This is a genomic window from Neolewinella aurantiaca (genome assembly GCF_008014675.1).
In the GTDB taxonomy this organism is placed as follows: Bacteria; Bacteroidota; Bacteroidia; order Chitinophagales; family Saprospiraceae; genus Neolewinella; species Neolewinella aurantiaca.
In genome coordinates, this window is the sequence record NZ_VOXD01000003.1 from 214,021 (window position 1) to 227,824 (window position 13,804).

Below are 13,804 nucleotides of genomic sequence, written 5' to 3' on the forward strand. Positions count from 1 at the left end.
TGCGTTCTCACAAGCGCTTCGAGATCCTCAGGTTATGCGCTGAAAGCGCGAAGGAGGGATGCGGATAGCTGAAGTTATGGCTGGCACCTGCGTGCCCAGAAATTGATGGCAGTTTGGGTAAACGACCTATATTCAGCCTTATGAAAATATACCGCCTGGCTTTTGCCATTCTATTCCTCGCTTTTTTAGGCTGTTCAAACGACAAAGAACATGCTGCATCAGCACCCAACGTCCTCTTCATCCTTGCCGACGATCTGGGCTACCACGACCTCGGCGTCACCGGCAGTACCTTTTACGAGACGCCGCACCTTGATGCATTGGCCCGCAGCGGCCTTCAGTTCACCCGCGCTTACACCTGCTCCCGCGTTTGCTCGCCGGCACGGGCGAGCATCATGACGGGGCAGTTCACCGCCCGCCACGGGATCACCGACTGGATCGGCGCGAAAACGGGGACGGGCTGGCGCAAGTCCGGCCACTACGACAAACTACTCCCCGCCGAATACATCCATGCGCTCGACACGGCCGATGTAACGATGGCCGAGGCTTTTCGGGACGCTGGCTACAACACCTTCTTCGCCGGTAAATGGCACCTGGGGGGCGAGGGTTCCGGTCCGCTGGAGCATGGTTTTGAGGTAAATGTAGGAGGCAACCACAAGGGCAGCCCTGCGGGCGGCTACTTCGATCCGTACACCAACCCCGACCTCCCCAACCGCCAGCCCGGCGAGCAACTCAGCCAGCGCCTCGCGCGGGAGACGGCCGACTGGATCGGGAAGCAGGAGGGCGAAGAACCCTTCTTCGCGATGCTGTCTTTTTACGCCGTACACGGGCCGCTGCAAACGAGCGAGGCCCAGTGGGCTCGCTTTCGGGCAAAAGCCGTGGAGGGCAAACCAGCCGCCAACGGCTTTACGATGGAGCGTCGCCTGCCCGTCCGGACGGAACAGGACCACCCTGTTTACGCCGGTTTGCTGAACGATATGGACACGGCCATCGGCATCGTGCTGGACAAACTCGAGGCCGCGGGGCTGCTGGACAATACCATCGTCGTCTTTACCTCCGACCACGGTGGTGTGGCCTCGGGCGATGCATACGCTACCTCGAACCTGCCGCTGCGCGGCGGCAAGGGCTACCAGTGGGAAGGCGGCCTGCGGGTGCCGCTGTTGCTACGCTACCCGAAGATGGAAATGACGGGCAATAAGCTGGAGCAGGCGATTACGGGCGCGGATATTTTCCCGACGCTGCTTAGCCTTGCGGGCTTGCCTCAGCAACCGGAAGCACACGTTGACGGAGCGCCCTTTAACCCCTCTGCCGGGAAGGAACTGCAGGAGACACGCAAACTTTACTGGCACTATCCGCACTACGGCAACCAGGGAGGTGATCCGTCTTCGGTTATGATGGACGGAGATTACAAACTCATTCATTACTGGGAAAACGACGAAGATGAGCTTTACGATCTGGCAAAAGACCCCGCCGAACAAACAGACATCAGCGGCGACCAGCCCGAAATAACTAAAGTTATGCGGGACGAACTGCTGGCATGGTTGGAAGGTGCCGGCGCCCGTTATCCCGACCCCGATCCAGATTTCAGCGAGGAGCAATTCGAAGCCGTTGCGGCTTTCCGGCGGGATACTTTGCTGCGCCGGATGGAAGACCGTAGGGCGCAGATGTTCGAAGAAAACTGGCGTCCAAATGCAGACTGGTGGGGGAGTGAGCAGTAGCCGATCGGTAGCAAATAACAGAACAATAAGGCGCGGGCGCAGGTGCAGGGGAGGTTGTTGGAATTTGTCTCATCCGGCACCGGGGCTGAGGTTTTAGCTAAGATACGGAGTATCCGTAGAGGTGCGTAAGAGGCCCTTGTGCTGCGCGTAAACGTCAGGTAACCAGGCTCTTTTGATTGCTGATCCCTTAGGCGATTTTTTCCGGAAAACCGTCTCTGCACCTGCGGCCCCGCCCAAATAATGTCTGTTGTACGTCTTAACTTAATTGAACGGTCACGTCGGTTCTGAAGAGAGCTTATATTAGAAAGTATAACGAAAACCTCCTTTACACCATGACCCTTATCAACCTACGGAGCCTGCTCCCACTTTGTACATTTCTCCTTTTTTCTTGCTCGTTACAGGGGCAACAACGCGCTACGGACTGCATAAACCCCACTGCTACCGCAGAGCTTGATGTCAACGGCGTTCATGCGCTCATCACCAACGGCGGCGACCTTTGGTTTGATGGCCAGAATGGCCGCTACGAAGTTACCGCGGCCGAAGACTCCCCGGGTGAAAACCCCGTAGTGGCCATTTTTGCCGGTGGCCTGTGGCTTGGCGCTAAGGACCCGGGAGGAGGCCTCAAGGTAGCCGCACAGCAGTACGGCCGGGGCTTTAGTGATGAAGGCTTTTTCGACTACTTCCCCGGTCCGCTAACCGAAGATGGCGCACCCGCCGAGGGCGATTGCTCCGACTGGGACCGCCTCTTCAAAATAAACCGAACCAGCGTCGATGTCTTTTTGGCCGTCTACGAAGAAGCCCTGGCTGAGGGTAATTTGCCGATTCCGGCGAACCGCATCCCTTTGGAAGTGCTGGGCTGGCCAGCTACAGGGAACCCGGAGTTCGAAAGCGTATACGGTTTTGCGCTGCCAGATACTCCGCAGGGACTGGCTCCGTTTTTCGATGTGGACCTCGACGGCATGTACAATCCCCGCTTAGGAGATTATCCGCTCTTCTGCGGAGACCAGGCCATCTGGGCGGTTTTCAATGACGCCGGAGCTCCCCACGCCAATAGCAATACCCCGACCCAGTTGCAAGCGGAAATACACCTGTTGGCTTATGCCTTTGCCTCCGAAGATAGTGTGCTTCACCGCACCACATTCTACGAGTATACAATCATCAACCGCGGGCAGGAAGACGCACTGGAACTGTACGCCGGGCACTGGATCGACTCGGATCTCGGGTGCTTTACCAATGATCTCATGGGCAGTTCTCCGGAGCACGAATTGTTCTATATCTACAACCAGGACGGCACCGACCCGGAGACCTGTGAGGGCTTTGTAGAGGGCTACGGGAATACCGCGCCCGTCAACATTTTTCAGGTTGTTAGCTCTGATGTTGGTGGTGGAAATCCAGCAGTGGAAGATCCCTTAATGAGTTCGTTGATGAATGTCTACAACGCAGCGGTAGGTAGTCCCCTTCCGGCAACTACTTCCCCGGCTACCTCTGATGAATACTACAACTACCTGACGGGCCGCTGGCGGGACGGACATCCCGTTACCCGTTCGAGCCTGGGATATGATACTGTTGGAGATACAACCTTATTTGTCTTTGACGGAGGGGAGATAGAGGACGGCCTCTGGCGGCAGTGCAACGTCCCCGCTGAAATTGCCGACGTCCGCCAGGTCTACAGTACCGGGCCCTACAACTTGCAACCGGGAGCAGTCACCAGTTTTACCCTTGCCGTCACCACGATCTTTGGGGTAGACTACCCGGACGGAAGTTGTCCGGATACCGTAGCGATATTCGCCGCCGCCCAGGGCATAAAAGACTTCTACGACGACAGCTGTACCAGCTCTGTTCTCTCGGATACCAATGCGCCGCAAAGTCCGCAGGCCATTGGCCTGGAAGTGTTCCCTAACCCAACTGCGGGAGAACTCTCCTTCCGCTTACCCGGAACCACTCAAATCAGCGAAATAGAGTTGTTGGACGCAACGGGCAGGGTAGTGGCTAAATTCACAGGAACCGGCCATCAGCAAAGCGTTGACCTGCGGCAAGCCAGGCTGGCGCCAGGCTTGTACTTATACCGTGTCGGTTTGGAGGGCGGTAAAACCGCAGCGGGGCGCGTGGTGGTGCTTTAGTGGTTGACCATTAGTCCTTTACCGGGAATACGACATCGTCGTAGATAATACTTAGCGGGAGCTGTAAACCGAGCGTTCGCACTTCGACCTCGTGCTCAGGTTCGTAGTAGGAGCCGATGCGCCAGTACTGATTGGTGTTCCGGTAGAAGGTGTCTACCCGCATCCGGCGGCTGTCGATGAGGATGTATTCTTTGAAGCTTTCAAGCTGGCGGTAGGCGGTAAACTTGTCTGTACGGTCGTAATCAGCCGTACTTTCGGAAAGCACTTCTATGATCAACTCCGGATTAGTGAGTTTTGCGATTCCACCCTCTTCGTAGGTTGGCTTATTACACGTAACGGTCAAGTCGGGGAAAAAGTAGCTGTTCAACGTTTCGATGAAAACAGCATTTTCGCTATTCTTAACTTTACAGGAGTTGCGCTTCGACCATAAATTTCCGAAGACATTATCAATAATATCATTGTGCGCGATGCTGCCTCCTGACATCATCCGAATCTCTCCGTCAAGGTATTCCAACTTGTACACCGACTCTTTGAGCAGAGCAAAGTACTCCTCTCTCGAGTAGCGACGTTTTTCCAGTTGTAAAGCTTCCATATTTCTGAAACGATTGGGACGCTGGTAAAGTTACGGATTAGGCTGAGAAGGAAAGTGAGGATATTTACCGGTTACCTTCTAACTCCCTTCATAACTTTCCCCGTAAGCTTATGCGAATTAAGGTAAAAATGACGAGGGAACATTGCTGAAAACAGCAGGGTGTCTCCCGACCAACTCAAATCAAAATAAGTAGCATGAGAAGGAGGTCCTAACCTTATTTCATGCCGGTAGCGATTGGTTTCTCCGGAAAGGGTATATCCTTCTATGCCGGGTTGAGTAGCCATCACGTTGCCAGTAGGCCCAATATAAAGGGATGTAATTGGCGGGCTTCCCATCTCTGCGCCTCCTTCTACAATCTCCCAATGACCGTTCAGCTCCGGCTGTGCGAACTGCCAGATCAGGTAAAAGCCGAAAATTGTAACAAACAAAGCAAGAAACAAGTTGAAGTGATGGCGCATACCCTGAAGATGCTGGCAACAAGGAGCGTGGCGGGTAAAAGGGGGTAGAATTGTCAGGGTTCAAAGGACTTTCAGGATCGATACAACAAATTCTGTAAGCCTTCAAATCCAAACCTTCCTAACCCCTGCTATGCAAAGCAAATCGCACATCAAATATCACATATCGAGAATCGCATATCGGTCACCCTTCAACTCCATATATAAAGGGACGTAATTGGCGGGCTTCCCATCTCTGCGCCTCCTTCTACAATCTCCCAATGACCGTTTAGCTCCGGCTGTGCGAACTGCCAGATCAGGTAAAAGCCGAAAATTGCAGCAAACAAAGCAAGAAACAGGCTGAAGTAATGGCGCATACCCTGAAGATGCTGGCAACAAGGAGCGTGGCGGGCAAAAGGGGTTAGAATTGTCAGGGCTCAAAGGACTTTCAGGATCGATACAACAAATTCTGTAAGCCTTCAAATCCAAACCTTCCTAACCCCTGCTATGCAAAGCAAATCGCATATCAAATATCACATATCGAGAATCGCATATCGATCACCCTTCAACTCCATACTTAACCGGGCTCTTGGTCTCGTAGAAGAAGAAGCTCCAGATGTCGGCCTGTTCCTCGATGGTTTTCGAGATTGGCTTGCCGGCCCCGTGGCCGGCGTCTACTGCTACGCGGATCAGGACGGGGTTTTCCCCGGCGTGCGCTTCCTGCAGGCGCGCAGCGTACTTAAACGAGTGGGCTGGAACTACCCGGTCGTCGTGGTCGGCGGTGGTGACCATCGTAGAGGGATATTCGGTGCCGTCCTTCAGGTTGTGAAGGGGAGAGTAAGCCTTGAGATAGGGGAACATGTCAGGGTCTTCGCTGCTGCCGTACTCGGGGATCCAGCCTTTGCCGACGGTGAATTTGTGGTAGCGGAGCATATCCATCACGCCCACGGCCGGGAAGGCTACGGCGAAGAGGTCGGGCCGCTGCGTCATGGCAGCACCTACCAGGAGACCACCGTTGGAGCCACCGGCGATCGCCAGCTTGTCTTTATTGGTGTACCCTTCAGCAATGAGCCACTCTCCGGCGGCGATGAAGTCGTCGAATACGTTTTGCTTGTTTTTCAACATCCCGGCTTTATGCCATTCTTCTCCGTACTCGCCGCCGCCCCGCAGGTTGGCCATGGCGTAAACTGCGCCGTTCTCCAGCATCGGAATGCGGAAGGCACTGAAGCTCGGGCTCAGGCTGATGTTGAACCCGCCGTAACCGTAGAGGTACGTCGGGTTCTTACCGTCCAGTTTGAGGCCTTTTTTGTGAACCAGGAACATCGTTACCGGCGTACCGTCCTTACTGGTGTAGGTTACCTGGCTCTCTTCAAAGTCGGTTGGGTCGAACTTCAGGTCGGGCTGAAAGAATGGGCGGCTTTCACCTGATTCCACGTCGTATTCGAAAATGGTGTAGGGGTAGGTGAAGGAAGTGAAGCCGTAGTACAGCTTCTTTTCGTCTTTTTCACCACCGAAACCACCGGCGTTACCGAGGCCGGGCAGCTGGATCTCCTTTTTGTCCTTCCCGTCAAAACCCATCTGGTACCAGCGATCGGTTGCTTTTTCGAGGTAGTTGGCGAAGAGGTAGCCACCTCCGGTGTTGACACCGGCCAGCAGGTTGTCGCCTTCGGGGATAATTTCGGTCCAGTCTTCTTTACCGGGCTTGTCCAGGTTGATCTTTACGAGGCGGTAGTTCGGGGCATCTACGTCGGTCATTACCCAGAAGTCGTTGCCTTCGTTGTGGATCATGCTGCTCTTCTGCGTTGTCTCGGGGAAGAGGGCGATGGGCTTTTTATTGGGCAGGTTCTTGCCATCGAGCGGCAAGTAGTACATCGCGAAGCCGTCGGTGCCGGGCGCTGCGTACATCACAAAGTAATCTTCCTCTTCGGTAGTACCGCCGTAGTGGTAGAAGGTGGGGTTGGTCTTGTCTTCGTAGATCAGCTTGTCGTCGCTCTGCGGTGTGCCGAGTTTGTGGTAGTACACGCTGTGCATCAGGTTGTTGCCTTTCAGCGCTTCACCTTCTTTCGGGGCGGGGTAGCGGCTGTAGAAAAAACCGTCGTTGTACCAGCCGGCACCACCGAACTTAACCCATTCGAGTTCGTCTTCCAGGTCGGTATTGGTTTCCATGTCGCGAACATAAATCTTGCCCCAGTCGGAGCCGGCTTCGCTGCGGCGGTAGGCCATGTAGCGGTCGTTTTTGTCGCTGCCAAGCAGGCCGATGGCGGTGGTGCCTTCTTCGTTCATGGTGTTGGGGTCCATGAAGACTTTTTCTTCGCCGTCTTCACCCTTGCGGTAGTAGTAAACGGACTGGTTCTGCAAACCGTCGTTTTTGCTCCAGATGTAGTAATCGCCCACTTTATTGGGCGCGCCGATACGGGGGTAATTCACCAACTCGGTCATCCGGTCTTCGAAGGCTTTGCGGAAGGGGATTTTTTCGAGGTAACCAAAGGTGGTTTCGTTCTGGGCGGTTACCCAGCTCTTGGTGTCTTCGGCGTTGTCGTCTTCCAGCCAGTGGTAGTCGTCGCGGACTTCTACATCACCGTAAGTGTCGGTGTGTTCCGTTTTTTTTGTTTCAGTGTAGGTGACGGGAATTTTAGGGTAATCGACTGTTTTATTGGTCATAGCTTCTTTTGGGGTGTCGGAGGCACAACTTGCCAGCAGGCATAACAGCGCAAACAGGGGGAAGTTTTTCATGGTGGCTTTTGGTTTGGTGTGCCGAATATACGGAGCGGGGTGGAGTGGTAGCTAACCCGGCTACTGACTAAGTTTCACTTTTTCGATCTTTCAGGTGCGTAAGCAGGGTTTTTGCAAACCCGGTTTGCAATGATGGATACACTGCTGGGCATTTTTGGTTCCCTCTCCGTTCAGCCTTAGGCGAAAAATGGTGGAGAGGGCGTACGGTGAGGTAAAGAATCAAAAACGGACAGTAGTGTGATTGATAGCTCAATTAAGCGGCGCGAACGCGGGTGCAAGGAGAAGTTTCGAGGCCAGGTCAAGTCTTCCGGTATGCTTCCTGTCCCCGCTCCTTCACCAGTCTTTGCACCTGCGCTCCGGCGCCCTTAGCTCAAGCCCGTAAGGTGCCGACGATTGCCTGATAGTAAAGCACTTGCTGAGAGGTGTTTTACCAGCTCAACAGAGCTGCTGAGAAGACAAACCCAATTTGACACCTGCTCTTCAATCCTTAACTGTTTTTGTGAATGGTGGATGAATCCGACGAAATTTTAGTGTCGGTAAGGTGACAATTGAGACTGGCTGTGCGGGTGCCGCTAAGATTGGCGGTGAAGGGGGCTGCCGGAGCATGCTATTGTAACCCCTGAATAGTGAACTCATGTCTTCTTTTTCAGGCAGATTGTTAGGCTCTACCTGCGTTGGAGAGCTCCGGTCGGTACCAAAAGTAAATACTGAAACGGATGATCCGGCCTGCGGGTGACCGAGTAATTTTCTGTTAGTTGAGCAGACTTTCCAGCAGGTTGTTTCATTGTTGGAGGCAGCGTACAGGTTGGAACATTCGTTATGAGTTTGTTAACTTACAACCTCAACAGGGGCAATCATACCAGCTCCTGACTTACAGTTATACCTCACCCCTGCAAAAGCACATTGCGTAAAGTTGATCTACACATTGTGCTGGATCGAAGTGACACTAAAGACATTGCTGATATTCATACCTATACATGGATTTGAATTTAGCTGAGCTGCTGAATTTCACTAACTAACCACAAAATATCTTCCCGTTGTAGGGTAGGTATTCATATTTTATACTCGCTGATTAACTCCTGGAAATTTACTGAGAACCTGTTCGCCTGAAATTACTTTCGGCATACTTAGTTGAATGGCCCACCCGGGTTAGACGACAGGTCGGGTATTTGTAGATACATTCACCAGAGCATTCATATTCATTCGAAACTTAACCAATTAAACCATTAAAAGATGAGACGATTCTCACTAGTCTTAGGACTAATGCTTTTTGTCATGGGGATTACCATGGCACAAAAGACTGTTACGGGACAGGTAACCGACGACGAAGGCGAAACTTTAATCGGGGTCAGCATCCTTGTTGAAGGAGCTGGTACAGGTACTGTGACCGATCTGGACGGATCTTACAGCATTACCGTACCTGAAGGAAGCAGTGTCCTGATTTTCAGCTACACGGGCTTTGCGAACCAGAAGATTGACGTCAACAACCGCTCCGTTATCGATGTGACGCTCGAACCTTCAGCTGCGATTCTGGAGCAGGTGATCGTTACCGCATACGGCGTTACCACTAAGGAGGCCTTTTCGGGGTCTGCAGATGTTGTTGGTGCTGAAGACCTTGCACTCAGAAACGTAACTTCTCCGATTGCGGCCATCGAAGGTAAAGCAACCGGTGTTCAGTTTACCTCTGCTTCCGGCGGCCCGGGTTCCTCTCCGGGAATCGTGATCCGTGGTGTCGGTACCCTGAACGGTAGTACTGATCCGCTCTTTATTGTAGACGGCGTTCAGTACGAAGGTGACCTGAGTACCATCAACCAGGAAGACATCGAGTCTCTGACCATCCTTAAGGATGCATCTTCAACTTCTCTTTACGGTTCCAGAGCAGCCAACGGCGTTGTACTGATCACCACCAAGAAAGGATCCAAAGCAGGAACTAAAGTGTCTGTATCGGTTAACCACGGTGCGGTTTCCAGAGCCGTTCCTCAGTACGAAGAGGTAACTCCTGGTCAGTACTACGAAACGATGTGGGAAGCACTGAGAAACTCAAGCGCTGGCGGAGGAGATCCGGCATTCGCTTCTGCGAATATCTTCAACAGCCTGGGTTACAACCCGTTCGACGTTCCTAACGATCAGATTGTAGGAACAGACGGCCTCCTGAACCCAAATGCCAACCTGATCTATCAGAGCCTGGATTGGTACGATGCACTGGAGCAGTCTAACAGCACCAGAACTAACTACAACGTTAACGTATCGAGCGGTGGTGAATCTCACCGTGTATTTTTCTCTACCTCTTACCTCGAGGAAGGAGGCTACGTTAAGTCATCTGAGTACGACCGTTTGACCTCACGCGTAAACGCGGACTTCGACGCCAACAAATGGCTGAGCATGGGCGGTAGCGCAAACGTAACGCTGTCCAATGCTGCAGGACCCAGCTCTGCTGGTACGGGTAGCATCGTAAACCCATTCGGATTCGCGAAAAACATCGGTTCTATCTACCCTGTCTACATCAACGATCAGCAGGGTAACCTGGTGACGGATGCTGCAGGCAACCCGGTCTTCGATTCCGGAGAAGGTTTCCCTGAGTACAACATCGGTTCACGTCCTATCAACCAGGGGCGTCACGCACTTCAGGAACTGCTTCTGAACGACGAGCGGGACCGGGACAACACCTACGGTTTCCGTTTCTACGCCGATTTCCACCTTTTGGAAGGCTTAGATTTCCGCCTCAACTATGGTCGTGATATCAACGAAGGTCTTGAAAAAGAATACGAGAACAACATCATTGGTGATGCACAGCCAACCGGACGCTACGGCGAGACCCGGTTCAGAAGACAGGTGGAAAACTTCAACCAGATCCTTACTTACCGTAAGAGTCTGAGCGATATCCACAACTTCGACGTTACGCTGGGCCACGAAAGTTTTGACCGGAACTTCACGAGCAACAGCGGCCTGGCCGTTGATCAGACCGCAGAGGGCATTTTCGAGTTCGATAACTTCGCTACTCCCATCAGCGTTGGTGGTTCTACCACCAACAAGAGAATCGAGGGGTACTTTGCCCGGGCAAACTACAACTTCGACCTCAAGTACTTCCTCAGCCTATCTGCACGTAGAGACGGATCCTCCGTATTCTCCAGAGATGCAAGATGGGGTAACTTCTACTCTGTTGGAGCATCCTGGCGTCTGGAAAGAGAGCCATTCATGCAGAACCTGACGTTTGTAGACCGCCTGAAACTTCGCGCATCTTACGGTGAGGTTGGTAACGATGACCTGTTGGACTTCTTCCTGTCTCAGCCGCGTTACGCGCTGTCTTCCAACGCCGGTAACCCGGCCATCATCTTCTCTGAGATTGGTAACGAACTGCTGCAGTGGGAAACCATCGAGAGTTTCGACGTAGCCCTTGAGTTTACTTTGTTCAACAACTTCCTGGATGGTTCCATCGAGTACTACAAGAGAAACTCTTCAGACCTGCTCTACGACCTGCCGATCGCACTCAGTAACGGTGCCAACTCCTTCCCCGGCAACATTGGTGATATGTACAACTCTGGGATCGAGTTAGGCCTTACTGCCAACCTCGTTACTACCCGTGATTTCCGTTGGGGACTTACCGTAACCGGTTCTACCTTCAAAAACGAAATCACCAGCCTGCCGGATCCATTCATCAATGGTTCTAAGCGTTGGGCCGAAGGACGCTCACGGTTTGACTTCTACTTGTTGCACGCCGCCAACGTTGATCCTGAAACAGGAGACCAGTTGTTCTTCAAGTACGCACTTGACGAGAGTGGCGAAAGTATCCCCGTTCTCGATGCAGACGGAAACCACGAAAAAACCAACGACTGGCAGGACACAGAACTCGCCTACACCGGCGCAAGCTCTATCCCTGACATGCTCGGCTCGGTTTCTACCAGCTTGTTTTACAAAGGTTTCTCCCTGAACGTACTGATGAACTTCGGCATCGGAGGTGAAATCCTCGACAACGGATACGCTGCAATGATGCACAGTGGCAACTACGGCAGCTCTTACCACCCCGACATCCTGAACGCATGGCGTGAGCCCGGTGACATCACCGACGTCCCAAGACTCGAGAACGGTAACGTGAACCTGGTTCGCACGCAGTCTACCCGATTCCTGACCGACGCCTCATTCGTGTCTCTTCGTAACGTAAACTTCGGTTACACATTTGATGACGCTATTACCGACAAAATCGGGTTTGAAGGCCTGAGACTTTCTGTTACCGGAGAAAACCTTCTACTGCTCACCGAAAGGGAAGGTCTTGACCCACAGTACAACCTGGGTGGAACCCCATCTGGAAATGACTTTAATCCGGCACGGATTATCTCCGTTGGACTGAACGCAAACTTTTAACCCACGCTGACAATTTCTGCAGCCCAGCGGCAGACAGGGGCAAAAACGACTTTAACCGGCCGTTGTCACTGTTTGCCGCTGGGCTGCAGGGACTGACAGAGAACCACTTTTAAAACTGATAATTATGTTTTCTTATATAAAGTATCCGTTTCTGATTTTCACAGCGTTGATGATATTTTCCTGTGACGAAGATTTTCTGGAAACGAGACCGACTGATGCCATTTCAGCGGCCGATGCACTCGCTACTGAGGCAAACCTGTCTCTTGTAATCAATGGGATGCACCGTACTATGTACGCTCAGGGACAAACAGTTCTTCCCGGCGGTACTGCAGTTGCCAGCTCGAACAGAGCAGGAGACCACTACTGGGTTCCTCTTGGTGACAACCTTGCCGGCGGTCTGATTCACAGCGCCAATGCCAACAACCTGGGATGGAGAGATGAAGCCCAGTGGACATCTCATACCGATCAAACTTCATTGACCGTAGAGACGCTCTGGTACCACCGCTATAATACCATCACGAACGCCAACTCCATCATCAATAAAGTTGCTGAAGGGGAGTTGCCGGAAACGCCAACTTTGAATGAAATTGTTGGACAGGCTTACGCCTACAGAGCTTTTTCTTACCTTTCATTGGTTCAGCATTATTCCAAAGGTTACCTGATTGGCAATCCTTCTACTGATCCGGGTGTTCCCCTGCTACTCGCTACGGAAGCTCCTTTCGAGAGTGCACCACGTGGAACTGTACAGCAGGTTTACGATCAGATCAACGCTGACCTTGATGCTGCTATCAGCAGCTTTGAGAACGCATCGGCGCGCCCAACAGGTAGCGCTTTCGATAAAGCGAATCTCAACATTGACGTTGCATGGGGCCTCAAAGCCCGAACTGCACTTGCTACCGGAGACTGGGCTACTGCCGCCACTGCTGCGGTAAACGCACGCCAGGATTACCCGATCATGGGCGAAGATGACTGGAAAGCCGGTTTCAACACTACACTGCTTCCCGAAGTGATGTGGGGTAGCAACGTAATTACTACCGAGACTACTTTCTTCCGCTCTTACTTCTACCTCGCTTCAAACACCTTTAACGGTAGCCAGGTAAGAAATAACCCAAAGATTGCTGACCGGAGATTGATCGACGCAGCTCCTGACACTGATTACAGAAAGGACATGTTCCTCGTGGATGCTCCTAACTCGAACCTTTCCGCTTCTAACGGAATGGGCGGTTTTGCCAACAACACGAATCCGCTGTACACCACAGAGGAAGAGTTTGAGGCTGAAATAGACCGCCTCGCAACTGTATGGGGCTGGACATCTGCTCACAATACGCACCCCTACATGCACGTGAAGCTGAGACAGCAACAGCCAGGAGGCATTGAGCCGGATGATATCATCTACATGCGGGCCTCTGAGATGTACCTGATCGAAGCTGAAGCTAAAGCGATGATGGACGACCTTTCCGGCGCCCAGGAAGCCATTCGCCCACTGGGCGAAGAGCGTGACAGCGCATACGACCCAACTGTCTTTGACACCCAGGAAGAGTTCATCGAACACATCAAGTTCCAAAGAGGCATCGAGTTGTGGGGTGAAGGCTTCCTGTTCCAGGATAAAATCCGCTGGGACGACCCGATCGACCACGCTGCAAACGGAGGTTCAGGTGCTTCTGAAGTACTGTACCAGGACGGATTCTTCCAGGAGAAGCCTTCCATGAATCCAAAGTGGGTTTTCAAAATCCCACTGTCGGAAATCAACGCCAACCCGAACCTTACTTCCGCGGATCAGAATCCGTAATTAAGGTTTATCCGGACCTGCCGAAGTGTTGTTCCAACCATTCGGCAAAATGACTGGCCCCG

Annotated in this window: 8 protein-coding genes; 4 read left to right on the forward strand and 4 right to left on the reverse strand. The window is 52.6% G+C overall.

From position 1 onward, the window contains the following. Positions 1 to 140 precede the first annotated feature (140 nt). Together FUA23_RS03175 and FUA23_RS03180 are read left to right on the forward strand one after the other, a co-directional pair. Positions 141 to 1,715, forward strand: a complete 1,575-nt coding sequence (locus FUA23_RS03175) for a sulfatase (protein ID WP_147929257.1) — start codon at positions 141 to 143, stop codon at positions 1,713 to 1,715. A gap of 332 nt (positions 1,716 to 2,047) precedes the next feature. After that, positions 2,048 to 3,835, forward strand: coding sequence for a T9SS type A sorting domain-containing protein (locus tag FUA23_RS03180; protein WP_147929258.1), 1,788 nt, complete (start codon positions 2,048 to 2,050; stop codon positions 3,833 to 3,835). A 10-nt stretch (positions 3,836 to 3,845) separates the two neighbouring features. On the opposite strand, the gene FUA23_RS03185 is transcribed toward FUA23_RS03180, so the two are convergent. From FUA23_RS03185 to FUA23_RS03195, 4 genes are all read right to left on the reverse strand, one after another. After that, a complete protein-coding gene (locus tag FUA23_RS03185) occupies positions 3,846 to 4,427 on the reverse strand; it encodes a Uma2 family endonuclease (protein WP_147929259.1) in 582 nt (193 codons plus the stop codon). Between the two features lie 71 nt (positions 4,428 to 4,498). After that, positions 4,499 to 4,885, reverse strand: coding sequence for a hypothetical protein (locus FUA23_RS03190; protein WP_147929260.1), 387 nt, complete (start codon positions 4,883 to 4,885; stop codon positions 4,499 to 4,501). 188 nt (positions 4,886 to 5,073) lie between these two features. Continuing rightward, positions 5,074 to 5,238 (reverse strand): hypothetical protein, encoded by a 165-nt coding sequence (locus FUA23_RS22220; protein ID WP_187270868.1) that lies wholly within the window; start codon positions 5,236 to 5,238, stop codon positions 5,074 to 5,076. A gap of 181 nt (positions 5,239 to 5,419) precedes the next feature. Then, entirely contained in the window at positions 5,420 to 7,594 is a 2,175-nt protein-coding gene (locus tag FUA23_RS03195) for a prolyl oligopeptidase family serine peptidase (RefSeq protein ID WP_147929261.1), read from the reverse strand. A gap of 1,233 nt (positions 7,595 to 8,827) precedes the next feature. On the opposite strand from FUA23_RS03195, the gene FUA23_RS03200 reads away from it, so the two are divergent. Together FUA23_RS03200 and FUA23_RS03205 are read left to right on the forward strand one after the other, a co-directional pair. Then, the gene (locus FUA23_RS03200; RefSeq protein WP_147929262.1) at positions 8,828 to 11,953 is read left to right on the forward strand and encodes a SusC/RagA family TonB-linked outer membrane protein; all 3,126 of its coding nucleotides are present in this window, start codon (positions 8,828 to 8,830) and stop codon (positions 11,951 to 11,953) included. Between the two features lie 124 nt (positions 11,954 to 12,077). Continuing rightward, positions 12,078 to 13,742: a RagB/SusD family nutrient uptake outer membrane protein gene (locus FUA23_RS03205; RefSeq protein WP_147929263.1), complete on the forward strand. Its 1,665-nt coding sequence runs from the start codon at positions 12,078 to 12,080 to the stop codon at positions 13,740 to 13,742. Positions 13,743 to 13,804: the final 62 nt, after the last annotated feature.

Excerpts from the sequence above, each read along its gene's own strand:
- FUA23_RS03175 (WP_147929257.1), top strand. The coding sequence starts at position 141 with ATGAAAATATACCGCCTGGCTTTTGCCATTCTATTCCTCGCTTTTTTA.
- FUA23_RS03180 (WP_147929258.1), top strand. The coding sequence starts at position 2,048 with ATGACCCTTATCAACCTACGGAGCCTGCTCCCACTTTGTACATTTCTC.
- FUA23_RS03185 (WP_147929259.1), bottom strand. The coding sequence starts at position 4,427 with ATGGAAGCTTTACAACTGGAAAAACGTCGCTACTCGAGAGAGGAGTAC.
- FUA23_RS03190 (WP_147929260.1), bottom strand. The coding sequence starts at position 4,885 with ATGCGCCATCACTTCAACTTGTTTCTTGCTTTGTTTGTTACAATTTTC.
- FUA23_RS22220 (WP_187270868.1), bottom strand. The coding sequence starts at position 5,238 with ATGCGCCATTACTTCAGCCTGTTTCTTGCTTTGTTTGCTGCAATTTTC.
- FUA23_RS03195 (WP_147929261.1), bottom strand. The coding sequence starts at position 7,594 with ATGAAAAACTTCCCCCTGTTTGCGCTGTTATGCCTGCTGGCAAGTTGT.
- FUA23_RS03200 (WP_147929262.1), top strand. The coding sequence starts at position 8,828 with ATGAGACGATTCTCACTAGTCTTAGGACTAATGCTTTTTGTCATGGGG.
- FUA23_RS03205 (WP_147929263.1), top strand. The coding sequence starts at position 12,078 with ATGTTTTCTTATATAAAGTATCCGTTTCTGATTTTCACAGCGTTGATG.